This window comes from Agarivorans aestuarii, from assembly GCF_019670125.1.
Lineage (GTDB): Bacteria > Pseudomonadota > Gammaproteobacteria > Enterobacterales > Celerinatantimonadaceae > Agarivorans > Agarivorans aestuarii.
Genome location: NZ_AP023033.1, coordinates 1,796,727 through 1,819,770 on the forward strand (window position 1 = coordinate 1,796,727; position 23,044 = coordinate 1,819,770).

A 23,044-nucleotide genomic window follows, 5' to 3' on the forward strand; every position below is an offset into this window, starting at 1 on the left:
AAATTTTCCGCTGCGCTCCAAATTTGCCGCAGAGCGCGGCGTTAGCCATCCATATTAGCAAGGAGGTATTTATGGATAATATTAAGTTGGCAGAGGCATATTATGAGTGTGCTAGAAATGAAATAATTCAAAGAATTAGGCTTCGAGACTATATACTTTTGGTTTTTCTAGGAGCTGTTAGTGCGATTTTTAGCTCGGTGTTTAGGTCATCTGCTGAAATAGAAATAGTGCTTGTAATTCCTTATTTAACTCTAGGAGCTGGTGTTTTAGTGTGCCAACACAACTCAAAAATTGGATCTTTGGCTGAGTACTGCTCTGTTGAACTGGAAAAGTTTTTCCATACGAATTTGGAAGGGAGTTTACCTCCACAATGGGATAACTCAAAATCCCTCAAGGAATATTCAAAGTACTCAATAACTCTTCGGTCTTGGGGGCACTTTATCATCTTACTAGCTCCTTGCGCTCCAGCATTAATGCTTACTGTCGAGCATGCTACGGGGAGTTTTCCATTGTGTGTTGTTTGGTGGGGGTGTTTAGTCTGTTGTGGATTTGTTGCATGGCTGAAGCGACATTCATTTCATGTCAGGAATGATATACATAGTAAAATATTTGCAGCCAACAATGGCTAACAATCTGTTTAAGAGGGATTCGCAACGCGTGGCATTTTCACTATGTGTTGGCTTTAGTGTTTAAGATGGCATGCGGCGGCTTTTGTATTGCGTTGCTCACCCCTTAACAGGGCGTTAGCTTTCTTTTGAGAATGTAGAATAATGGTTGGTTACAGATGGACTTGTCAGGCTTGTGAGTCTGGTAATGAGGCAAACTTGGATAAGTGTGCTTTTTGCGGCTGCCCAGCAAACGCAGGTAGTGAAGATATAGAAAAACACAATAACCCTGAGGGCTTTAAGAAAAAGAAAGCAAAAGAAGAGTATTCTCAGTCGTTGTTTATTTACTTTTTCATTCCATTTTTTGCTGCAATCCATGCTGTAAACGGGCGGTACGAAACCTTATTTCTTCTTTTGGGGGTAACTACTGCTGTTAGCTTTAAAAACATTAAATTACTTACTCATATTTGGCGTGATAATTGGGCAAGAACATGTCTAATCACAATATCCAGTTTATTCTTGGTATTAATACTGGTTAGGATATTTGTTATACCGGATAACAGCGACTTGGTGTGGTGGTCTGCTTTGTCTTATTTTCTGTTGGTACCGATCTCATTTTACTATTTTTTTAAAAGTAAGAATGGCAAAAGAGTTTTTAGTGAGTACTACTCGAAAGCTAACATGGTTGTAAACGCGGACAAATAACAGTTGGCTTTGTTCGTGCCTCACAAATTTTAGCTAACCATTATTAGCTGGTTGCAACCGCATTATGAGTAATAAATGAAGTTTACAATTTCTAAAGAATACATAGATAAAAGGCGACGTTCCCCCTTGTTCGTTGCTTGTATAATCGTTGTTATTACAACGAGTGCATATTTGTTGGGAGACTGGACATTCTCAGGTGTATTTACATTCACTATCCTAATGCTGGCTTTTACCGTTTTACCTAATTGGGTTGGGGCTAAGCGCCATATTGAAGGTGCTCGAAATCATTATATTGAAGTCTGCGACTCTTCAATATTGAGTTATGGTGAAGGATATAAGTCAGAAACTGAACTTGGCTTAGTAAATAGTATTGTACTGAACAAGAATAGGTCTGGAATAAAGTCGATTATCTTAAAAGCTGATAAAAGGCTTATTGCTAGATTAGAAAATTATGAAAATATTGATGAGTTAGCTAATTTAATTATGGAAACTATTCCTAATGCTAAAGTCACTGAAAAACGATGGATACACTCATAACAAACTAAGGTAGCGGATAAACCGCTGCCTTGGGCGTTAATACCGAGTATGCCTAGCTTAGGTTTACCCAAAAGATCACAGCTGAAGTTACTTTCCTAACACGTTTATGCCTAAAAACAAGCGGGCTCAGCTGTTAACTCTAGTTCCTTGGTATTCGCTGTATATCACTAATGACTCTTCTGGCAGGCACTGGCTAGCTGCTTGATTGAAAGCATTAATAAAGCCGGGATTTTCATTTAAGTAGGTGTTGCCAAAATAAACTGCGATGGGCTTGCTTACTACCACTTGGCGGTCGATATAGGCGCTGCGATTAGTTTTCTCGGTAAGTTTTAGCATCGCCGCCTCGTTAGCCAAAATGATGTCGGCTCGATCGCGTATTAATCCTTCTAGCAACATTTCTGGTTCAACGGGTCGATAGGCTACTTTCACGCCTTTTGCTTTTAGCCATTGCGCCATGTTTGATCCTAGGTAAGCCCCCACGCGTGCGTTCTTTAAGTATTCGTCATCAATCGGTTGGTTAATAACATCTGCTAAATAAAAATACGCCCAGTTTTGTTTGCCAATAAAGCGGCTGGCTGTAGCGTAACTGTCACGCTCAGCATTTTGGGAACCCGCATAAAAGCCATCTAATTGGCCTCGCTGGGTCATTGATTGGGCTCTCGCCCAAGGCAAAAAGTCGATGCTATATTCCACGCCCATGCTCTCTAATGCGCAAACCACCACATTATCGAAGGGGCCTGCGGGCTTTCCATCTTGTGGCCAGGTGTAAGGGGGACGATCTTGAGTGCCCAAGTGAATAGTTTGAAAAGCTAAACTGGGCAGGGATATAAAAACTAGGCTAAAGAGAAGGTTGCGTATCATGAGGAACCATTTGTATTAACTATTACCTCAAAAGCATAGTGCAGCTCGGTGAGCTTTTCATAAATTTTAAGCGGGTAGGAAGCGACTTAAATTTAAGTTCTTTAGACTGCTTTGTTATGGATATTAGCCACCAAGTTTCTCAGGGGTTAAAAAGCAAACGCCACTGTATTAGTGGCGTTTTAAAGGCGCTTAAGCTGCTTGAATTATTGGATGAGTGTTTCAATTAACTCAACAACTTGGCCAGACTTCTGGGCGTTTAGCGCATCGGGGTGGGGTGAGGCAAATTGGCCGATGTCGTTGTCAAAATATAGGCCAGCAGCATCATTAAATTCTTCCGACAAGCTGGCTCTTACGAGTATATCTGCACCAATGCTTAAATCGCCGCCAGCAATACCATAAGCGTCTTTCACCATTTTGCTGCCAAGTAGTGATTTAGGGTTAACCGATACGACGATTGGGCCACTGTCTTTGAGCGCTAAGCCCAATTCGCGAGACCACATGGTTAGTGCCAGCTTGCTTTGCGCATAAGCAGAGTTGTCACTAAGCTGGCGGTTACCTTTTAGCGCGTCTAAATCTACCGTGGCTTGGGCTGCAGACGATAGGTTCACAACACGGCCACTTTTACCCATTAAAGGTAGTAGCGCTTTGGTGAGCTTGTATGGGGCAAGGGTGTTTACTATAAAGCGTAAATCTTGCCCTTGAGCATTGCGCGGCTCGGGGATGTTAAATACTCCGGCATTGTTAATCACTACATCTAAACTGCTGTACTTGCTCGCTACTTGTTTGGCTAGCTCATCAACTTGCTCAAGCTTGGATAGGTCGGCTACAAAGGTATCTACTTGTGCAGCATTCACGCTTAGTTGATTTTTAACAGACTCAAGTTTGGCTGGGTTACGGCCATGAAGCAGCACCTTATGACCCTGCTCTAGTAATTGCTTGGCGGTAACTAAACCAATGCCGTCGGTTGCACCGGTAATTAGAATGGTTTTGCTCATGTGCTTGATACCTATCTTAAAATTGAAAGCCTAGAAGCGAATGCCTTAAGTTGCTTTGAATAGTAGATGTTGAATCCAGCTACTACAACGGCCGTTAGTGATAAACAGAATTTAGATTTTGTTAATAATCACTGACTTGAGCCTAGTGTTGAAGCGCTAGGTGAACATGAATAAAACTGTCTGACAAAGCCTGCAGCATGCTTAAGAATAGTAAAGCTTAGTCGCTTAGTTGTTTATGCATGATTAGGCTATCAACATAGCCAAGCTCGGGGTGAAGATAAGCTTTAGGAATAGTCCCAATAGTTGCAAAGCCAAGCTTGTGCCAAAGCGCAATAGCAACGGTGTTAGTGGCTACTACAGAGTTAAACTGCATGGCTTTAAAACCCAACTCTAAGGCAACATCTTGGGAATGTTCACACAACTTACGCGCAATGCCTTTGCCACGTGCCGCCTCGCTTACCATGTAGCCACAATTGCAAATATGTTTACTGGGGCCCATGGCATTGGGTTTGATGTAATAAGTCCCTAAAATTTGCTGGTTGTGTTCAAACACAAAGCTTTTGAGGGGCAACTCGCACCAAAGCTGATAGGCTTGTTGTTCGCTCATGTCTGGGTCAAAAGCGTAACTTTGCTGCGCCTGTATTACCGCCTTAAAGCTTGGCCAAAATGCACTAAAGTCGGCTTGGGTCATGGCTCTAATCACTGGCGCTATCCTTTTCACTTAATCAATTTTGCGTGTTATCTAGGCCTATTAGACCAAATATTGTTTGCTACTGGCAAAGGCAACAAAGCTGTCGCTCATGCTGAGTTCTAAATCGTGATGATCCCAGCTGTTTAACAATGCGTGGTAGCCTTCTTTTCCTGCCAAGGTGTAGGCAGAAGAAACGCCGCGATAAACCCGCTGGGGCTGCAACGCTTGCCAGCCTTCCTCTTCTTCAAGTTGTATTTGGCTAACGCGCTGCCCAAGAGGTTTGTGGGCTTGGTAGCTATAACGCAGTTTGTAAAAGTAGGGAAAGCTGCCATCTCCAGTACCCATTAAACCATTGTTAGTGGCATTGTTAATGGCACCTTCAATGGCCATGGCTAAATCTTCGCCCTTAATTAAATAACTCATTAAGGTTATTTCGAAGGGCAGTAAGCGTCCACAAATATCAGCCTTACTCAACGGGCCTGCTTTTAGCGATACGCGAACGCCGCCAGCATTGTGCATGGCAAAGTCGGTTGGATGCTTGGCAGCAGAGGCTTGGTAAAATCCTTGGCAAATCAGCGGCGCAATTTCACTGCCATTGGGTAGATCTTTATTAGGCATTCTACTATGGCGTAAAGGCTGGGTGAGCTTGGTCACTATTTGGCTTTTCATTTGTTCAACCGCTAGACGATATTGCTGATTGATGATCTTACTGATTTGCTGATCATCAGAGCACTTTAATAGCCCCGGTGCAGCAGCCAAGTAGTCGCTAATGAGACGGCGAGTTTCATTGCAAACTATCTGCCCGTTTTGTCTGGCTTGCCAGTTATCATCGATAAGAAACTGGGTCCCGCCTTCAAGCTCAATAACCTTGCCATTCTTATCAAAGTGTAAGCAGCTTAAACCTATGGATTCTGCATGTTTACCAGCTTGTAGTAACAAGCAGCCATTCTGCCATTGTCCGTTATTGCCGGTACTTGCTAGCCCCAAATGGCCAAACTCACCGGTTAATGTGTGTGAGTGGCCACCAACAATCACACTTATGCCAGTTACGGCTTTGGCTAAAGCAATGTCGCCGTCATAGCCCAAATGGCTAAGTATGACGATGTGATTTATACCCTGTTGCTTTAAGTGCTTAACCGTGGCTTGGGTGGTTTCGATGGCGTTCAAAAAATGGCAGTCGGCATCGGGGCAACCAATGTTGTGCATCTGGTCGTGGGTGATGCCTACTATGGCTAATTGCTGGTCGCCTAAGGGCTTAAGCAGATAGTTAGCAATAGCCAGCTCGTTGTTGTAGTAATACAGATTGTTATGGGGCGCTAAAGGTAAATGCTTTTGCTGATCTTCTTGGCTTAAATCCATGTTGCCGGCAAGACAGGGGAAGTTAACCTGATCAACAAATTTAGACACCGGAGCATTGCCAAGATCAAACTCATGATTGCCGATGGTCATAGCATCAACCGACATTAAATTGAGTAAGTGGGCGTTAGCTTCACCTTTAAATTGGCTGAAATACAAGCTGCCTTGAAAGCTATCGCCAGCGTGCAAAAATAAGCTTGCGCTGTTGTTTTCTTTTGCTAGCGCTTTGTGTTGCTGTACCGCAGTAGCTAATCGTGCATACCCGCCGCAGTATGCGTCTACTTGGTAAACCTCTTGGTTTATTGTCACTTCAAAATGAACCAAAGTAGGCTCAAAATGAGAGTGGGTATCGTTGATGTGAGCAAGGTACAGCGAATAAGTCATGACTACTCCAAACTAGCGGGCAAGCATAATACGTTAGTTTGCTGGCTAGCTTGAAGTATTTGCTTCAATAATTTGGCCTGCTTATTAATGACGGCGAGCGTCAAAGGGTTTCGCTAGGCTCATTGGGGCCGCTAATTTCTGGCGAATTGGGTTGGCACTAATCATAACCATTACCACAATAGTTGCCACGTAAGGCATCATCGCAAGCAAGTTAGGCGATATGGTAAAGCCTATGCCTTGCATCACTAAGTGCAAAATAGAGGCTGCTCCAAATAGGTAAGCGCCTACCATTAAATAACCTACACGCCATGAGGCAAACACCACTAACGATAGCGCAATCCAGCCGCGCCCGGCAGTCATGTTTTCCATCCACATTGGGGTATAAGAAAGCGACATATAAGCGCCAGCTAAACCGGCCATTGCGCCGCCAAAAAGCACCGCAATATAACGAACTTTTATTACCTTAATGCCAAGAGCATTAGCCGAATACGGGTTCTCGCCTACGGCGCGCAAGGTTAAACCTGCGCGGGTTTTATTCACAACCCACCAAGTAACAGCCACTAATACAAAGCTGCCATATACCAAAATGTCATGCTGAAATAGCAAGGCACCAAGCATTGGAATATCACTTAATAAAGGAATTGAAATTGCCTTAAAACCGTTAATGGTAGAGCCAACCAAACTGGCCCCTAAGAAGGCACTTAAACCGGTGCCAAAAATGGTTAGTGCTAAGCCAGTTGCCACTTGGTTAGTATTAAGGTTTAGCGAGAGTAGCCCAAATATGCCTGCCATTAACATACCTGCAATCACCGCTAGCAATAAACCTAAGGCTAAGTTGCCAGTAAAGTAGGCACCGGCAAAGCCTGCCATAGCGCCCATTAACATCATGCCTTCTTGGCCTAAGTTAAGTACGCCTGATTTTTCACATATTAGCTCGCCTAGCGCTACTAATAGCAAGGGTGTTCCGGTTTTAATTGCTGCTACCAATATTTGTTGCAGTAGTTCCATGTCCATTATGCAGCTCCTTGCTTAGCACTAGATGAAGAGGGTTGCGCTACGCCCGCGCTGGGCTGCCAGACTATTTTGTAATGAATGAGAAAGTCACAAGCGAGTAAGAAAAACAGCAGTACACCCTGGAATAAACCAGTGATGGCAGTGGGCATACCTAGTTCTATTTGGGCTAAATCGCTGCCCATGTATAAAGTACCCATGAAGAATGCGGCGAAAATAATGCCAAAGGGATTTAGCCTGCCAAGGTAGGCCACAATAATGGCGGCGTAACCATAGCCCGGAGACACTTGTGGGATGAGCTGACCAATTGGGCCAGTTACTTCTGCAACGCCAGCAAAACCTGCCAGTGCGCCTGCGCTTAGCATTACGCTCCACACAATAAACTTGCTGCTGTAACCTGCGTAACGCGCAGCGGGTTGGTCGGAGCCAAATACTCGCAGCTGAAACCCAGGTAAGGTGCGATACAAAATGATCCCTGAGCCAATAGCAAATACCACCGCCAAGAGAATACTAATGGAAGCGCGACCATCCTCCATTATGGTCGGCAGCAATACACTGTCGGCAAAAATGGCTGACTCTGGGAAACCAAATCCGTCTGGGTCAATTAAAGGACCATGCACGCCCCACAGCAGCAAATACAAGCCAATGTAGTTGAGCATGATAGTGGTAAGAATAAGGTTGGTATGAAATAGCTGATGCAGCAGAGTAGGGATGGCCGCCCAAAGCATGCCAGCTAATGCCCCTGCTGCGAGGGTGACAAATAACCACAGATAGCCACTTTGCTCATTGGCTTGCAGTGCAAAATAGCTGCCCACTAATGCGCCAACCAGCAATTGGCCTTCTGCACCAATATTCCAAATATTGGCTTTGTAGCACAAGGCTAAACCCGTAGCACAAAGCAGTAACGGAGTGGTTTTTACCATTAACTCGCCTAGGTTGTAGCTATCACTAAGCGGGTCGATGATAAACACTTTAAAGGCGGTGGCTGGGTTTATATCTAGAGCCCAAAACATCACACTAGACACCAACATTGTGAGAACAATAGCGATGAGTGGCGAGAGCCAAGACATTAACTTTGATGACTCTAAACGGGCTTGAGTTTTAAGCATACGCTTGGCCTCCTTGCTCGCTTTCATTGTGGACAAATCCACCTGCAATCCATTTGCCAATTTCTTCGATATTGGTTTGCTCGGTATGTACCGCCGCAGAAAGTTGCCCCTCATATAAGGCGGCAATGCGATCGGAGATCATAAACAGCTCATCGATATCCTCTGACACCACCAAAATAGCAGCACCTTTATCGCGAAGCTCAATCAGTTGGCGATGAATTGCGCTGGCTGCGCCAATGTCTACGCCCCAGGTGGGGTGAGCACAAATCAAAATTTCTGGATTTTGGTCTACTTCTCTACCAATAATAAACTTTTGTAGATTGCCGCCCGATAAGCTCTTAGCTTGGGCGTGGGCGTTATGACACTTAACGTCATTTCGATGAATAATGGTTTTGGCGAGCTCCACCACTTTGTGCGGTAAAATTAGCCCTTTGCTTACCAAACCTTTGCGCGCGCTGGTAAGCAAGGTATTGTCGGCCAAACTCATCTCTGGCACTGCGCCTTGGCCTAGGCGGTCGGTGGGTACATAACTCATACCTAGCAAGCGGCGCTCGCCAGCATGTAATTTACCCACTTTGCGTTTACCAATTAAAATGCTGTCGGCGGCAGCTCTAGTATCTTCGCCGCTAAGCGCTTCGAGTAAATCTTCTTGGCCATTACCAGCAACCCCGGCAATGCCCAAAATTTCACCGCGATGTAGACTTAAGTTCACCTTGTTTAGGCCTGTACCGAAGGGATTGGTGGGTGGCACGCTTAAATTACTCACTACCATTAACTCGTCTGAGCCAATGCGTTTTTGGTAGCGTTCCGATAGTTGGGTGTCGCTACCTACCATCATGCCAGCGATAGACTCTGGCGTTTCTTGTGAAGGAATACATTCTCCACTCACTTTACCGCCACGTAATATAACTGCGCGATCACACAGCTCGGTGACTTCTTTTAGTTTGTGGCTAATAAATAAAATACTGCAGCCCTGGCTTGCTAAGGTGCGTAATACTTTAAACAAACCGGCCACTTCCTGAGGAGTGAGTACCGAGGTGGGCTCATCTAAAATCAGTAGTTTTACGTCTTGTATTAAGCAGCGCAAAATCTCTAACCGTTGGCGTTCACCAATGCTTAGGTTATGTACGTAACGGTCGGGTTCAACCTTTAGCTCGTAGGCATTGCTTAGCTCAACGATCTTTGCTCGTAGCGCTGCGGCATCTTTAACTACACCAGCATCTAAGCTTAACGCTATGTTCTCTTGCACGGTGAGAGTTTCAAATACCGAGAAATGCTGAAATACCATGCCAATGCCCATGGCTCTGGCCATGTTAGGCGAGCGTATTAATTGCTCTTTCCCTTTCCATAATAGGCCGCCTTCATCGGGCTGAATAACTCCGTAGATCATTTTGACCAGGGTTGATTTCCCTGCGCCATTTTCACCTAGTAGCGCTAAGATTTCTCCTTCGGCTAAGTCTAGGCTTACTTTGTCGTTGGCAATTACGCCGGGGTAACGTTTTGTCACCCGCCACAACGACAACAAGCTTTGCTCTGGTTTCATTTTGCGTCCATTCATTTTTGCATTCTATCCGCTTGGCTGGTCTTATTGCATAAATCTGACCAACTGTTCAAGTTCAGTGCTGTAGCTAATAAGTTGCAATTGTTGGTTTTTTGTTGTGCTTTGATGGTGCGAAGTATGGCAAGTTTTGGCGCGTTATGGTGCGTTTATCGCTATTTTTAGTAAAGCAAACTTAGTGCTAGTGATTTATAAATTAATCATTAATAATACTTTGGTATAAAGTTTCGGCATTAAAGTTCAACAGGGAGAGTGGGTTAGCATGGCTAAAGCTACGGCAGGTCAAAGTGGCGCAATTAGAAAAAAGAATGAACGGCTTATTCTTAAAGCGGCAACCAATGAATTTGTGAAACACGGTTACCAAGGCACCTCCTTACAAGCCATTGCCGACAGAGCCGAGTTACCCAAGGCTAACATCCTGTATTACTTCAAATCCAAACAAGGGCTATACAAAATCTTGCTCGAAGATATTGTAGATATGTGGAACGATGCCTTTGAAAACACCACCGCTAACGATGACCCCGAGCAAGCAATTAGTGCTTATATTCGCTCTAAAATGCGTTACAGCCGTAGCCATCCTAAAAGTTCTCGGATCTTTGCTATGGAAATTATCCAAGGTGCTCCTAACCTAAAGGGCAACTTGCAATTTCCTGTTGTAGATTGGACTAAAAACAAGTGTAGCTTGATTCAAGCTTGGGTAGACCAAGGAAAAATTGCAGCTATAGAACCTTTATACCTGTTGTTTTTGATTTGGGGGGCTACTCAATTTTACGCCGACTTTGATACCGAAATTAGAATGATTAACGGTAAAACCTTAAATGCAGAAGAGTTTGCCAAAGCCGAACAAAACGTGATTGATATAGTTATTCGCGGGATTGGCTTAAAAAGCTAAAGCAAAAAGCTGAGTGCTTGGTCAGATTTTTGCTTATGCTTTAGCTACTATGCTAACAGGACAAGCTTTAAGTAATGTCGCCACTCTCTAATCAAGCTCTACAATCAAGCCAAACTCTTTGGATTAAAAATCCTTTAACCGTATTTAGCGGAGCTATCAGCGGCCCCGATGCCGAGCGTGATTTACGCGGTGGCATTGTGATTCAAGGAAGCCAAATTATTGAATGTATTGCAGCAGGGCAGCAGCCGGTTACGGCAGTAGACCAACAGCTCGACGCCAGTGATATGGTGTTGCTGCCTGGCTTAATTAATACCCATCACCACTTTTATCAAACCCTTACGCGCTGCTTGCCGGCTGCAATTAATCAGCCGTTATTTCCTTGGTTACAAACGCTTTACCCAGTATGGGCTGGCCTTACTGCTAAGCACATCGAGGTTGCTACAGAGATTGCTTGTTGGGAGCTAATGTTGAGCGGCGCGACAACGGTGGCCGATCATCACTATGTATTTAATCATGCCTTAAGCGAGGCGATAGATATTCAAGCCGAGGTAGTAGGGCGCTTGGGAGTGCGGGCAACCTTAACCCGCGGCAGTATGAGTTTGTCACAAAAAGACGGCGGCTTGCCGCCGGACTCAGTAGTGCAAACCGAGCAGCAAATTCTTGATGATAGCCTGCGTTTAATTAAGCGCTATCACAGTGCTGAAGAAGGCAGCATGCTTAACTTAGCGCTTGCGCCATGCTCACCTTTTTCGGTGACTGAATCGCTAATGTGCGACACCGCTACTTTAGCCAAAGAGCAAGGTGTACGACTGCATACTCACCTTGGTGAAACCATTGATGAAAACGACTTTTGTTTGAGAACGCTAGGCATGCGACCGGTAGATTATTTGGAGCATTGCGGGTGGCTAGGGCCACAAACGTGGTTAGCCCATGGCATTCATTTCGATCAAACTGAAATTCAACGTTTAGGTGCCGAACAAGTTGGAATAGCACATTGCCCAACCTCTAACATGGTATTGGCATCGGGCATTTGCCCTACCTTAGACTTAGCCAAAGCCGGTTGTAAGCTAGGCATGGCGGTAGATGGCTCAGCTTCTAACGACAGCTCTAACATGATTCAAGAGTTACGCCATTCATTAATGCAGCAGCGCTTGCGTTATCGCGCCGACCAAATCACTCACCACCAAGTGCTTAATTGGGCAACCCAAGGTAGTGCCGCGGTATTGGGGCGCGATGATATTGGCGTTTTAGCGCCAGGTAAGCAGGCAGACATTGGTTTGTATAAGCTTGATGGCCTTAATTTTTCGGGTGCTCACGACCCATTAGCCGCACTAATTTTATGTGGTGCAAGCCAAGTGAGCAAACTGATGGTAGCGGGTAAATGGATTATTGAAGACGCCGATGAAACCCGCGCCCAGCTAGAACAACTTAAATTGCAGCATCACCAATTAGCCATTCAATTGGTGAACTAAGGATAACTATGAGCAACAATAACTACCCTCGAGATCTAGTCGGCTACGGCCAAAACCCGCCTAAAGCCAACTGGCCAAACAAAGCCAAAGTTGCCCTGCAATTTGTGGTTAATTATGAAGAGGGGGGCGAAAACTGTGTATTACATGGTGATAGTCATTCCGAGAAGTTTTTATCGGAGATAGTTGGGGCAGAGGCGTACCCCGATCGCCATATGAGTATGGAATCCATATATGAGTATGGTAGCCGAGCGGGTTTTTGGCGCTTGCATCGTTTGTTTGTGAGCCAAGGGATTCCAGTAACCGTGTTTGCCGTTGCGATGGCTCTGCAGCGCAACCCGGAAGCGGTAAAAGCTATGTTAGATGCTAACTGGGAAATTGCCAGCCATGGTTTAAGGTGGATTCACTATCAAGATTTTAGCGAGCAGCAAGAGCGTGAACATATAGAGCAAGCCATAGAGATTCATCAACAAACTACTGGCACCAAACCTAAAGGCTGGTATACCGGCCGCACCAGCCCGCATACGTTAAAGTTAATTGCCGAGCGTGACGATATTCTCTATTGCGCTGATAGCTACGCCGATGATTTACCTTATTGGGATAACAACTACAGCAAACCCTTGTTAATGGTGCCCTATACCCTAGACACCAACGACATGCGCTTTGCTACCCCACAGGGCTTTAACAGCGGCGAGCAATTTTACCAATATTTAAAAGATTCTTTTGATGTGCTGTATTTTGAAGGAGAAACCACACCCAAAATGCTTAGCATTGGTTTGCACTGCCGCATAATAGGCCGCCCCGCAAGGTTTGCAGCCCTGCAGCGTTTTATTCAATATACCCAGCAATTTGAAGATGTGTGGTATGCCACCAGAGAGGAAATTGCAGAGCATTGGGTGAAGGAACAGGGCTGATAGTGAAGGTAAAGCTGATAACTGCTAGAAATAGTTATTAGCTTATTTTAACTAGATTAATGATTATGTTTGTAGCTTGTATACCGAGAAACGCTGATCGATTGAGTTTTCTTATTCGCTGTCTGCAACTATTTGAATAAACGCCGCTTTAAGCTCACTTTCAAAAAACTCTAAAGTCACCTTGCGGGCTACTTTCTCTAACTCATATACGGTTCTATTACCTACTTCTGAATTTCATCATGAACTTCATCAGTTAGTTCGATAAAGGATTCATAGGGTTTAACTGGACAAATAAGAATGTGCCCAAAGTTGATAGGGTCATGGTCAGCGAATGCTATTACGTTTTCAGATTCATGAATAATCACAGCCTCAACCTCACGGCGCACAATTCGTTCAACTAATGTCAACTGAGTTCCCTGATCTTTAGGCCTTGTTATACGCTTTCTTCTTTTTGAAAAACACCAAATAGATAAGTGCCAATACATCCGACTAAAAAAAGCATCCAACCAATATTTGTAGCACCTAATTCACCCAATGCATCAAAGCCGGTAAACATCTCAATTAGTAACGATAAAGATGAAGGTAAAGCTAAGACCATAAACCAAATGGCCTTTCCGCCTAGTTTTACGGCGCCCGCACAATAAGGGCACACTCGCACACTTCTAGAAAACTGATACCACTTTGGATCATTATGAATTGGTCTGCGGCCGAGTTGATTAAATGTAGGTTTTTCGCCACACCATGGGCATGTTTTCTTTAGCACGATGCTTCCTTTCCGTATAAAGAATTTGATAATGAGCAATTGCACTGTGTGCTAGGCTTCAGCACACCGAAATAGTCGCGCAATGTATTTATCCCTCTTGATTGATTTTTTAAGTACTACTGTTGTGCAGCAACAAAAAAACCTACATATAGCCAAATACAAAATCCTAAAGTATTTAGTGCCTTACCAAGCAATAAGTGCCGAAAGTACAACCCTACACAAAACAACATAGATGCTAAAAGCAACATTAAAGCATATGCAGTATCGAAAAGAACTCCAAATGGGCCTAACAACAATGAAAAAAACAGAAGGGCAAGGCTAGGCGAAGGCTCAATGATATAAAAACTAAAAATAGTAACGCTGGTTATATAAGCAAGCAGCCACTGTATAACTTGAGAGCGTAACAAATTGCTCAAATTCACAATCCCTGGTCTTTTAGACTACGTTTACTGCTTGTTTTCATGACACTCTCCATTTCATGCTGGATAGGTGTCAACCTTATTTGGGCGGTACACATAGGCATAAAAAAGCAGCACTTGGTGCTGCTTTACTGGTTAATTACTTTATTACTAACCGTCTAACAACTCGTGGTCTTTAGGTAGCTGGTTAGCTAGCCAAAGCACTAGCTTATGGCGCATTTCTGGGCCGGTGGTTTTATCTTTTGGAAGTGGCGTTAATCGTTTGTCTTCGGCTAACAACATGTATAAGGCTTCTACTTTGTCTTTCTCTGATATGCCTGGAGGAAACTTGGCAAAACCGCGTTGCAGTGCGTATACCTCACCAATTTGTAAGGCTTTTTTGAGTAACTGAGCTTCATGTTTATATTTTTTCACTAATCATCTCGCTGCGTAGCAATTTTTCTTCAACATACGGTAAAGCGTTGGCTATTAACAGTGTTTAGCTCACTAATTGTTAGTCATACCAAAAACAATAGTTCAGTTGCTTTAAAAATGGTCATTTAAGCGAGAAAGAAAGTAATTGTTGCGACCACCAATCAGCGTTTTTTCATCAATTCTTTTTCATCAGCTCAGCAAATCGAGTAGACGCAAAGTTAAGTCCGGCGCTGCCACCTCCCAAAAGACCTCCGGTAATGAGTACGTCGGCGATTCTTATTAGGTGGCCGTGTATGCCGCTTATATCTGTTAAGTTCAGCATTACATCACTAAGAATACTAAGCCCTAGTGATGCCAGCACGATGCCTGAGATAAACACAAAAAAGGTCACATCGCGGTTGCAGGTTGATTGATGCCTAGCCAGCGAAAACTCGTAGCTGTGTTTAATACACAATAGTGCGGCTCGATATTCATCGGCGGTATCTTCTGGTGGGATAAGCAAATCAACCATTTGTTTATCTAAGACTTTTTGGGCGACTTGGATTTCTCGCTCAAACACCATTTTTAGCACGTTTAGGTGTTGGCTTTCATCGGATAGGGTTTCTTTAATGCGGGATATTCTTAAGGTCCAATCGGCTACTTTTCGGTTTCGGTAATTACTCACAAACACTGCTGCAGCGCGCTCTACTGCAACCACAATAAATAGGTATTTTAGGAAAATGTCGCTGCCTTTATCTGATAGCTCGGGATTCACTATCAAAAAGTGAATGTCTTTGTAGCCCCAGTAGAACGCAGCTATCAGGCTGGTAACAAAGATGATAATTGCCACCACTACTTGCCAGGTGCCCGTGGATTTTTTGCTAGGGTGTGAGTTGGTATTAGCCATAAGCTTTAGTCCTGATTGTTCGAGCAATCGGTCATTTGCTATTAAGCACCCACCTTAAGCTGTGGGCTCTATCTATAGTTTAGTTGCTGCTTAGTGCTTTGTGGGGCGAATCGCCAAAGTAAGGCTGTGGCTAGTGGCAAGATGTATGGCCTAGAGTGACTAAAGGCGCTAGGTCCAATGACTAAGGCTGAGAGAAGTTAGTTAACTGTAGCAATAGTGTTCTGTTGCCGTTAAAATCCCGCGCAGTAAAAATAAGGCTGTTAGCCCAAGTAAAGTGAGTTTGAAACATGAGTAGAAAGATTGAATTACTTGCCCCTGGTGGTGATGTAGAAGCCATTAAAGCGGCGGTAATTGCCGGAGCCAATGCAGTGTATTGTGGTTTAGATACCTTTAATGCTCGCAACCGCGCTTCTAACCTTTCTTTTGATGATTTGAATGGCATTTTACGCTTGGCGCATAAGTATGACTGCGAGGTGTTTCTAACCCTTAACGTAGTGATTCTTGAGCAAGAAATTCCTGCCATGGTTAAGCTACTGAACAAGCTTGTGAATACCAGCTTAAACGGCATTATTGTGCAAGACTTGGGCATGTTTAACTTGGTTAAAAAGCATTTCCCAAGTTTAGATATTCATGCCTCTACTCAGCTTACTACCCATAACGAAGGGCAAGTGGAGTTTTTGGCTAAGCTTGGTGCTTCTCGGCTTAACTTGTCGCGCGAGCTTAATCTAACGGAAATTAAAACGCTAACGGCTTTAGCCCACAAGCACGATGTATTAACCGAAGTGTTTGTGCACGGCTCTTTGTGTATCGCCTTTTCTGGCCAGTGTTATTCAAGCTCGGTAAGTGTGGGTAACTCGGGTAACCGTGGCCGTTGCAGCCAAGCTTGTAGAGATGAATACGAGATTACCAATGCCGGCAATCGCTTCCCACTTAACCTAAAAGACAATTCTGCCTATTTTGATTTGCCAGAGCTGGTGGACGCGCAAGTTGACTCGCTAAAAATTGAAGGCCGTATTAAAGGTGCTCACTATGTTTACACGGTGGTAGATAGCTGGCGTAAACATATCGATAAGTTTGTTGAAACCGGAAAGCTATTGGCCGACGATTCAAACCTATACCGAGTATTTAACCGAGATTTCACCAACTCCTTTTTGAAGGGTAACCTTACCAAGGATATGTTTATTGATAACCCGCGCGACCACAGTGTGCAGCATGCGGTACAACAATATAACGCTATATCGGTGGTAGAAATTAAAGAAGCACGAAAAGGACTTCATGCAGAGCGCAACGAAATAGGTGAAGAGCTGGCCGAAAAAGTTAAGTATCTAAGCATTGCTAAGCAGCCTTTAAAGGTTCAGTTTTCTGGTGAGTTAAACCAACCCTTGCGTTTAATTCTCACTGTTGGTGATAACGATAAAGTGTATCAATTGGTGACTGAAGAGTTGCTTAGCCAAGCCGGTAAACAATCTTTAGACCAAGCACTGCTTGAGAAGCGTTTTAAAAATTTCGCTAACCGAGATTACGATTACGCTGAGTTTGATTGCTCAGGCTTAGCCGCTAACCTAAGTTTGCCGCTTAAGCAAATTAGTGAGCTGAAAAACCAAGCAATATTGGCTTTGAACAACTCTGTACCCCATGTGCCAGCGGTAGAGGTTCCAGCCTTAGCTAAACACCCTCGTAATACTGCTAAGCCAAGCATGTCGCTGCTCATTGCCGATGAGAAAGACTTACACCTGTGTGATTTAACCGAATCAGATGTGTACTTTAAACTGCCGGAGAGCTTTAAAACTGGCAACAACAAGTACATTGATATTTTCTTGCGTAATCCGCGTTTAATCCCATGGTTCCCAGCAGTGTTAATTGGCAAAGATTACCTAGAAGCTGTGCGCTTATTGGAAGAAGTGCGCCCAGCACGCATAGTGAGCAACAATACTGGTGTGGCCTTTAAGGCTTACCAAATGGGCATTGAGTGGATAGCGGGCCCATTCTTAAATACCACCAATTCACATGCTTTAGTGACCTTAAAAGAAGAGCTTAATTGTGCAGGAGCGTTCATTTCAAATGAAATCAATCGCATGCAAATTAGAAACATAACTAAGCCTGATAACTTCAAATTGCTCTACAGCATTTATCATCCTATTTTGATGATGACTAGCCGCCAGTGTTTCTTCCAGCAAACCGTAGGCTGTAATAAACCGGCGATTGAAGATGGCTGTATGCTTAAGTGTACTAAAGCCACCACCATCACTAATGTGAAAGGTGTGTCGTTTGCGGTAGACAAACAAAAGGGCGGTTACCCAAGCATTTACAACCACGAGCAGTTCTTGAACTTTGATATTGTGAATGATCTAGCAGGCCAGTTTGATGAGTTTTTTATCGACCTAACCAACATAGGCGCGGGCTCTAAAGCCGAGCTAGATAAAACCGTATTGGTGACGCAGTTTGAGGCATTTCTGCAAGGGGATGAGCAAGCGCAACAGCAGCTAAGCGACATGGTAACGGTGTCTACTAACGCCCAATACAGCCAAGGTTTGTAAGTTCATATTTAACACTGCTAGCGCCTTGTTAGCAGTGTTAACACTAAACTTGGTGAAGTATTCCAAAAGCAGCCAAAGGAGTGAATTGCCAAGATGACTGCATTACCTATCTTATATTCTCTGCAAAATTGCCCTTATGCGATGAGGGCAAGATTGGCGATTTTATTGGCAGAGCAAGCGGTGTATTTGCGGCCAATAGTGATGAAAAACAAACCAGAAGAAATGCTAGCCTTATCACCAAAAGGTACTGTGCCGGTATTAGTTTTAAGTGATTCAAATCATCCTGAATCAGCAAATAATCAAGTGATAGACGAGAGCTTAGATATTATGCTTTGGGCACTAAAGCGTAACGATCCGAAAGACTTGTTGTACTCAAAACAAGCGGGTGCCTTAGATGAAATGCTACAAGTTATTGAGCAAAATGATCGGCAATTTAAACCTGACTTAGAGCGATACAAAGACGCTAAGCGCTATCATCATGAAGATTTAGAAGCTTGTAGGTTGAAGTGTGAACCTTTTGCACAAAGCCTAGAGCAACGCTTAACTCAACATGCTTATTTAATGGGATCTACGCCTAGCCTACTAGATTATGCGTTGCTGCCATTTGTGCGACAGTTTTCTAAGGTTAATCGGCAGCTTTACCTAAATGGCCCATATACTCACTTGCAAGCGTGGTTAAACCAACATTTGCAAAGTCGTTTATTTTCCAAGGCCATGTTTAAGCACCCACTGTGGTTAGACACCCAGCAAAATGTCCTGTTTGGTAGCTAAGGGCTGTTTAATGCTCAAAAAATTCAGCAAAATCGAATAGGGCACTCATATTTCTTCTGTGGTTTACCCAGTAATTAGATGTTCATGTTGAAAATTTGCTATTGATCACGCGTTTTTGACCGAAACTGAGGCCTTAGGTTTTACCTTACTTCTTATTAATAATACAATACTATTAATATTTTTTAAGAATCCCCCTCTCCACTTTTATTGAATAAGAGAGTTAGTATGAGTAAGCAAAAATCTCTAGATGCCATTAGAAAGATGAAGTTAGAAAATGACACTTCAGCTGGCAACTTGGTAGACCTACTTCCTATTGAAGTACAAAAGCGTGATTTCGATTTATCTTTCTTAGATAACTTAAGCGAAGCGCGACCACGCCTTTTACTACAATCTGCTGACTTAGCGGAATTCCAAGCTAAAGTTAAAGCCGACCCTTCATTTTGCATGTACAACGACTTTATCAAGAACTCGACGGAGAAGTTCTTTGATACAGCGCCTTATGAAGAGCCACAAGCCTACCCAGAAGAAACCGTCGGTAAAGCGTCTCTTTGGCGTCCTTACTGGCGTCAAATGTACGTTGACTGCCAAATGGCCCTTAACGCAACCCGTAACCTTTCGATTGCCGGTATCGTAAGTGAAGAAGCCGATCTTATCGCAAAAGCGAAAGCCTGGACCTTAAAGCTAGCTACTTACGATCCTGAAGGTGTAACGTCTCGTGGATATAACGACGAAGCGGCATTCCGCGTAGTTGCAGCCATGGCTTGGGGTTACGATTGGCTAAACGCTCACTTCAGTGATGAAGAGCGTGAAATGGTGAAAGATGCCTTGATTGTTCGTTTAGACGAAATCATGCACCACCTTAAAGTGACCGTTGATCTACTTAACAACCCATTGAACAGCCACGGTGTTCGTTCAATTTCTTCGGCAATTATTCCTACCTGTATTGCGCTATACCACGATCACCCGAAAGCCGGTGAGTACATTGCTTATGCGCTAGAGTATTACGCAGTGCATTACCCACCATGGGGCGGTGAAGATGGCGGTTGGGCTGAAGGTCCAGATTACTGGAATACTCAAACAGCCTTCCTAGGCGAAGCATTTGATTTGCTAAAAGCTTACTGTGGCGTAGACATGTTTAATAAAACATTCTATGAAAACACCGGTGACTTCCCACTTTATTGCATGCCTGTTCACTCTAAGCGCGCGAGCTTCTGTGACCAGTCTTCAATTGGTGACTTCCCTGGTTTAAAACTGGCTTACAACATTAAGCACTACGCCGGGGTTAACCAAAAACCGGAGTACGTTTGGTACTACAACCAGCTTAAAGGCCGTGATACTGAAGCGCACACTAAATTCTACAACTTTGGTTGGTGGGACTTTGGTTACGACGATCTTCGCTTCAACATCCTTTGGGATGCGCCAGAAGAGCAAGCGCCATCGAACGAGCCATTACTGAAAGTATTTCCAATCACCGGTTGGGCTGCCTTCCACAACAAGATGTGTGAACGTGATGAGCACATTCACATGGTATATAAGTGTTCACCGTTTGGCTCTATTAGCCACTCACACGGTGACCAAAACGCTTTCACCTTGCATGCCTTTGGTGAAACATTGGCTTCTATTACCGGTTACTACGGTGGCTTTGGTGTAGATATGCACACCAAATGGCGTCGTCATACATTCTCTAAAAACTTGCCGCTATTTGGTGGTAAAGGGCAGTACGGCGAAAACAAAAACACCAAATTTGAAGGTCACCAAGACCGTTACTGTATTGAAGCGGGTGGTAACATCACTGATTACGATACTGAATCTGATGTTAAGTTTGTGGAAGGAGATGCGACGTCTTCATACAAATTCTTCACCCCAGAAATTGAGTCTTACAAGCGTAAAATTTGGTTTGTGAAAGGCAAAGTATTTGTTATGCAAGACAAAGCCAGCTTCACTGAAGAGAAAGACTTAACCTGGTTAATGCATACAACCTTTGCCACTGAAACAGCAGATAAGTCTTTTGTGATTCGTGGTGAAAACGCCAACTTAAGCGTTCAATTTATTAACGCTTCTGCAGACAATATCTTGTCGGTAAAAAACGTAGAAGGCTTTGGTGAGGTTGACCCTTACGAGTTCAAAGATCTTGAAGTGCATCGCCATGTTGAAACTGAGTTCAAAGCGGCAAAACAGCATAACGTTCTTACCTTGTTAGTGCCAAATAAAAACAATGGTGAAAGCGTCAATGTTTCTCATAACATCGTTGGTAATTCACTTGAGCTAACTGTAGACGGCGAAGTGGTTAGCATTGAGCTGTAATAGCTTAATGCATTTGCCCCGATAGCCTAGCTATCAAGCGCCTTAAAAAGCCATCCTCATTGAGAGGCTGGCTTTTTGCTTTTAAGGCTATTCAGAGCATTTTTGTACTGCTTACCGCTCAACTATAACTAGGTTGAATTGGTGGCGAAAAATAGCGCTGAGGGTTGTTTGACAATAATCTATCTATCTGAAACAAAAAAGCTCAAGCCAAGGCTTGAGCTTTTCTGCTGTAATTTTCGGCAAACTTAGCCGTTAGCTACTTTTTGAAGTTGCTCTTGGCTTGCTAGGTACTCTTCATAAGTGCCTTGGAAATCAACCACCTGTTGGTCTTTAATTTCAACTATTCGGGTGGCTAATGATGAAACAAACTCACGGTCGTGGCTGACAAAAATAAGCGTGCCGTCGTAAAGTTCTAAGGCGCTGTTTAAGGCTTCAATCGCTTCCATATCCAAGTGGTTGGTTGGCTCGTCCATCACTAATACATTGCGGTTTTGCAGCATTAACTTACCAAACAACAAACGGTTCTTTTCACCACCTGAACATACCTTGGCCTTTTTATTAAAGTCGTCGGCAGTAAACAGCAAACGGCCTAATAAACCACGCACCATTAAGTCATCGTGTTTGGCATTGCGCCATTGCGACATCCAATCAAACAAACTCAAGTCGTTATCAAAATCACTGGTGCTGTCTTGCGGGCAGTAACCAATTTCGGCATTTTCTGACCATTTTACCGTGCCGCTATTGGCTTGGAGTTGCTCGATTAAACAGCGTAAAAAGGTAGTTTTACCCGCGCCATTTTCACCAATTACTGCTAATTTTGCACCCGCCTCCAAAATTATGTTGCCTTGACTAAACAGTGGGCCGTCATCAAATCCGTGGCCTAAGTCTTCTGTTACTAGAGCTTGGCGGTGCAGCTTTTTGTCTTGCTGCAGGCTAATTGACGGGCTGCGGCGGCTAGAGGCTTTAACTTCATCAAGGGTGATTTTCTCCATGCGCTTAGCACGAGAGGTAGCTTGCTTAGCTTTAGAGGCGTTGGCCGAGAAGCGGTTTACAAAGGCTTGTAGCTCGTCGATCTCAGCGCTCTTTTTGGCATTTTCGGTATGCAGCTGCTCTCTAATCAACGACGAGGCTTCAATAAACTTCTCGTAGTTACCTGGGTAAATCCGCAGCTCGCCATAGTCGATATCAGCCATATGAGTACATACCGAGTTTAAAAAGTGGCGGTCGTGCGAGATGATAATCATGGTGCACTTACGCTGATTAAGCACGGTGCCTAACCACTCAATGGTATGAATATCCAAGTTGTTGGTTGGTTCGTCGAGTAGCAAAATGTCTGGGTTAGCAAATAGCGCTTGAGCTAACAGCACACGTAGCTTCCAACCGGGAGCGACTTGCGCCATTAAACCGTAATGGAACTCTTCCGCAATACCAGCCTCTAGTAAGATTTCGCCAGCACGACTTTCGGCGCTGTAGCCGTCCATTTCGGCAAACTCGGTTTCTAAGTTGGCCACTTTCATGCCATCTTCTTCAGACATCTCAGGTAGAGCATAAATGCGGTCACGCTCTTGTTTTACTTTCCAAAGCGCAGTATCACCCATGATTACCGTATCAACCACGGTATGCTCTTCAAAAGCAAACTGGTCTTGGCTTAGCGTACCTACAGTTTCACCCGGAGTGATAGATACGTTGCCTGAGCTTGGTGCTAACTCACCGCTAAGGATCTTCATAAAGGTTGATTTGCCGCAACCGTTAGCGCCAATTAAGCCGTAACGATTTCCGTTACCAAACTTAGCTGAAATGTTTTCGAACAAAGGCGTAGCGCCAAACTGCATGGTGATGTTTGCGGTAGAAATCAAAAGATAA

The 23,044-nt window shown here is 44.0% G+C and carries 22 protein-coding genes; 9 read left to right on the forward strand and 13 right to left on the reverse strand.

From position 1 onward, the window contains the following. The first annotated feature begins 71 nt into the window (after positions 1 to 71). The 3 genes from K5609_RS08390 to K5609_RS08405 all read left to right on the forward strand — a co-directional run bounded on the left by K5609_RS08390 (position 72) and on the right by K5609_RS08405 (position 1,847). Positions 72 to 629, forward strand: coding sequence for a hypothetical protein (locus K5609_RS08390; RefSeq protein ID WP_221076762.1), 558 nt, complete (start codon positions 72 to 74; stop codon positions 627 to 629). A gap of 141 nt (positions 630 to 770) precedes the next feature. After that, complete coding sequence (locus tag K5609_RS08400; RefSeq protein ID WP_221076763.1) at positions 771 to 1,310, forward strand: hypothetical protein; 540 nt, start codon at positions 771 to 773, stop codon at positions 1,308 to 1,310. A 75-nt stretch (positions 1,311 to 1,385) separates the two neighbouring features. Continuing rightward, complete coding sequence (locus tag K5609_RS08405; RefSeq protein ID WP_221076764.1) at positions 1,386 to 1,847, forward strand: hypothetical protein; 462 nt, start codon at positions 1,386 to 1,388, stop codon at positions 1,845 to 1,847. 126 nt (positions 1,848 to 1,973) lie between these two features. Here K5609_RS08405 and K5609_RS08410 read toward each other — a convergent pair whose 3' ends face one another. The 7 genes from K5609_RS08410 to K5609_RS08440 form a co-directional block, all read right to left on the reverse strand. Next, positions 1,974 to 2,708, reverse strand: coding sequence for a substrate-binding periplasmic protein (locus tag K5609_RS08410; protein WP_221076765.1), 735 nt, complete (start codon positions 2,706 to 2,708; stop codon positions 1,974 to 1,976). Positions 2,709 to 2,911: 203 nt separating this feature from the next. Continuing rightward, positions 2,912 to 3,703, reverse strand: a complete 792-nt coding sequence (locus K5609_RS08415; protein ID WP_221076766.1) for an SDR family NAD(P)-dependent oxidoreductase — start codon at positions 3,701 to 3,703, stop codon at positions 2,912 to 2,914. A 217-nt stretch (positions 3,704 to 3,920) separates the two neighbouring features. Beyond that, a complete protein-coding gene (locus K5609_RS08420) occupies positions 3,921 to 4,406 on the reverse strand; it encodes a GNAT family N-acetyltransferase (RefSeq protein WP_221076767.1) in 486 nt (161 codons plus the stop codon). Positions 4,407 to 4,454: 48 nt separating this feature from the next. Further along, entirely contained in the window at positions 4,455 to 6,134 is a 1,680-nt protein-coding gene (locus tag K5609_RS08425; RefSeq protein ID WP_221076768.1) for a bifunctional metallophosphatase/5'-nucleotidase, read from the reverse strand. A gap of 84 nt (positions 6,135 to 6,218) precedes the next feature. Further along, entirely contained in the window at positions 6,219 to 7,148 is a 930-nt protein-coding gene (locus K5609_RS08430; protein WP_221076769.1) for an ABC transporter permease, read from the reverse strand. Further along, positions 7,148 to 8,254, reverse strand: a complete 1,107-nt coding sequence (locus tag K5609_RS08435) for an ABC transporter permease (RefSeq protein WP_221076770.1) — start codon at positions 8,252 to 8,254, stop codon at positions 7,148 to 7,150. Before K5609_RS08435 ends, K5609_RS08430 begins: the two co-directional genes overlap by 1 nt. Then, positions 8,247 to 9,797 (reverse strand): ABC transporter ATP-binding protein, encoded by a 1,551-nt coding sequence (locus K5609_RS08440; protein ID WP_221076771.1) that lies wholly within the window; start codon positions 9,795 to 9,797, stop codon positions 8,247 to 8,249. Before K5609_RS08440 ends, K5609_RS08435 begins: the two co-directional genes overlap by 8 nt. Before the next feature lie 277 nt (positions 9,798 to 10,074). Here K5609_RS08440 and K5609_RS08445 point away from each other — a divergent pair, with 277 nt between their 5' ends. The 3 genes from K5609_RS08445 (at position 10,075) to puuE (ending at position 13,087) form a co-directional block, all read left to right on the forward strand. After that, the gene (locus K5609_RS08445; RefSeq protein WP_221076772.1) at positions 10,075 to 10,704 is read left to right on the forward strand and encodes a TetR/AcrR family transcriptional regulator; all 630 of its coding nucleotides are present in this window, start codon (positions 10,075 to 10,077) and stop codon (positions 10,702 to 10,704) included. 74 nt (positions 10,705 to 10,778) lie between these two features. Continuing rightward, positions 10,779 to 12,176, forward strand: coding sequence for an 8-oxoguanine deaminase (locus K5609_RS08450; protein WP_221076773.1), 1,398 nt, complete (start codon positions 10,779 to 10,781; stop codon positions 12,174 to 12,176). 8 nt (positions 12,177 to 12,184) lie between these two features. Further along, the gene (gene puuE, locus K5609_RS08455; protein WP_221076774.1) at positions 12,185 to 13,087 is read left to right on the forward strand and encodes an allantoinase PuuE; all 903 of its coding nucleotides are present in this window, start codon (positions 12,185 to 12,187) and stop codon (positions 13,085 to 13,087) included. Between the two features lie 221 nt (positions 13,088 to 13,308). Here the strand turns inward: puuE and K5609_RS08460 are convergent, their stop codons facing one another. From K5609_RS08460 to K5609_RS08480, 5 genes are all read right to left on the reverse strand, one after another. Beyond that, positions 13,309 to 13,494 carry an HIT family protein gene (locus K5609_RS08460; RefSeq protein ID WP_221076775.1) on the reverse strand — a complete coding sequence of 62 codons (186 nt, stop codon included), beginning with the start codon at positions 13,492 to 13,494 and terminating at the stop codon, positions 13,309 to 13,311. A 26-nt stretch (positions 13,495 to 13,520) separates the two neighbouring features. After that, positions 13,521 to 13,850, reverse strand: a complete 330-nt coding sequence (locus K5609_RS08465) for a hypothetical protein (protein ID WP_221076776.1) — start codon at positions 13,848 to 13,850, stop codon at positions 13,521 to 13,523. 116 nt (positions 13,851 to 13,966) lie between these two features. Continuing rightward, positions 13,967 to 14,266 carry a hypothetical protein gene (locus tag K5609_RS08470; protein ID WP_221076777.1) on the reverse strand — a complete coding sequence of 100 codons (300 nt, stop codon included), beginning with the start codon at positions 14,264 to 14,266 and terminating at the stop codon, positions 13,967 to 13,969. Between the two features lie 153 nt (positions 14,267 to 14,419). Beyond that, complete coding sequence (locus K5609_RS08475) at positions 14,420 to 14,683, reverse strand: DUF5062 family protein (protein WP_163132895.1); 264 nt, start codon at positions 14,681 to 14,683, stop codon at positions 14,420 to 14,422. Between the two features lie 175 nt (positions 14,684 to 14,858). After that, entirely contained in the window at positions 14,859 to 15,569 is a 711-nt protein-coding gene (locus tag K5609_RS08480) for a hypothetical protein (protein WP_221076778.1), read from the reverse strand. A 287-nt stretch (positions 15,570 to 15,856) separates the two neighbouring features. On the opposite strand from K5609_RS08480, the gene K5609_RS08485 reads away from it, so the two are divergent. From K5609_RS08485 to K5609_RS08495, 3 genes are all read left to right on the forward strand, one after another. Continuing rightward, entirely contained in the window at positions 15,857 to 18,106 is a 2,250-nt protein-coding gene (locus tag K5609_RS08485; RefSeq protein WP_221076779.1) for a peptidase U32 family protein, read from the forward strand. 93 nt (positions 18,107 to 18,199) lie between these two features. Further along, positions 18,200 to 18,877, forward strand: a complete 678-nt coding sequence (locus K5609_RS08490) for a glutathione S-transferase (protein WP_221076780.1) — start codon at positions 18,200 to 18,202, stop codon at positions 18,875 to 18,877. Between the two features lie 225 nt (positions 18,878 to 19,102). After that, positions 19,103 to 21,181: a DUF4962 domain-containing protein gene (locus K5609_RS08495; protein ID WP_221076781.1), complete on the forward strand. Its 2,079-nt coding sequence runs from the start codon at positions 19,103 to 19,105 to the stop codon at positions 21,179 to 21,181. A 245-nt stretch (positions 21,182 to 21,426) separates the two neighbouring features. On the opposite strand, the gene K5609_RS08500 is transcribed toward K5609_RS08495, so the two are convergent. Beyond that, entirely contained in the window at positions 21,427 to 23,037 is a 1,611-nt protein-coding gene (locus K5609_RS08500; RefSeq protein ID WP_221076782.1) for an ABC-F family ATPase, read from the reverse strand. Positions 23,038 to 23,044 lie beyond the last annotated feature (7 nt).

Coding starts and splice junctions, on each gene's coding strand:
- K5609_RS08390 (WP_221076762.1), top strand. CDS start 72: ATGGATAATATTAAGTTGGCAGAGGCATATTATGAGTGTGCTAGAAAT.
- K5609_RS08400 (WP_221076763.1), top strand. CDS start 771: ATGGTTGGTTACAGATGGACTTGTCAGGCTTGTGAGTCTGGTAATGAG.
- K5609_RS08405 (WP_221076764.1), top strand. CDS start 1,386: ATGAAGTTTACAATTTCTAAAGAATACATAGATAAAAGGCGACGTTCC.
- K5609_RS08410 (WP_221076765.1), bottom strand. CDS start 2,708: ATGATACGCAACCTTCTCTTTAGCCTAGTTTTTATATCCCTGCCCAGT.
- K5609_RS08415 (WP_221076766.1), bottom strand. CDS start 3,703: ATGAGCAAAACCATTCTAATTACCGGTGCAACCGACGGCATTGGTTTA.
- K5609_RS08425 (WP_221076768.1), bottom strand. CDS start 6,134: ATGACTTATTCGCTGTACCTTGCTCACATCAACGATACCCACTCTCAT.
- K5609_RS08430 (WP_221076769.1), bottom strand. CDS start 7,148: ATGGACATGGAACTACTGCAACAAATATTGGTAGCAGCAATTAAAACC.
- K5609_RS08435 (WP_221076770.1), bottom strand. CDS start 8,254: ATGCTTAAAACTCAAGCCCGTTTAGAGTCATCAAAGTTAATGTCTTGG.
- K5609_RS08440 (WP_221076771.1), bottom strand. CDS start 9,797: ATGAAACCAGAGCAAAGCTTGTTGTCGTTGTGGCGGGTGACAAAACGT.
- K5609_RS08445 (WP_221076772.1), top strand. CDS start 10,075: ATGGCTAAAGCTACGGCAGGTCAAAGTGGCGCAATTAGAAAAAAGAAT.
- K5609_RS08450 (WP_221076773.1), top strand. CDS start 10,779: ATGTCGCCACTCTCTAATCAAGCTCTACAATCAAGCCAAACTCTTTGG.
- puuE (WP_221076774.1), top strand. CDS start 12,185: ATGAGCAACAATAACTACCCTCGAGATCTAGTCGGCTACGGCCAAAAC.
- K5609_RS08480 (WP_221076778.1), bottom strand. CDS start 15,569: ATGGCTAATACCAACTCACACCCTAGCAAAAAATCCACGGGCACCTGG.
- K5609_RS08485 (WP_221076779.1), top strand. CDS start 15,857: ATGAGTAGAAAGATTGAATTACTTGCCCCTGGTGGTGATGTAGAAGCC.
- K5609_RS08490 (WP_221076780.1), top strand. CDS start 18,200: ATGACTGCATTACCTATCTTATATTCTCTGCAAAATTGCCCTTATGCG.
- K5609_RS08495 (WP_221076781.1), top strand. CDS start 19,103: ATGAGTAAGCAAAAATCTCTAGATGCCATTAGAAAGATGAAGTTAGAA.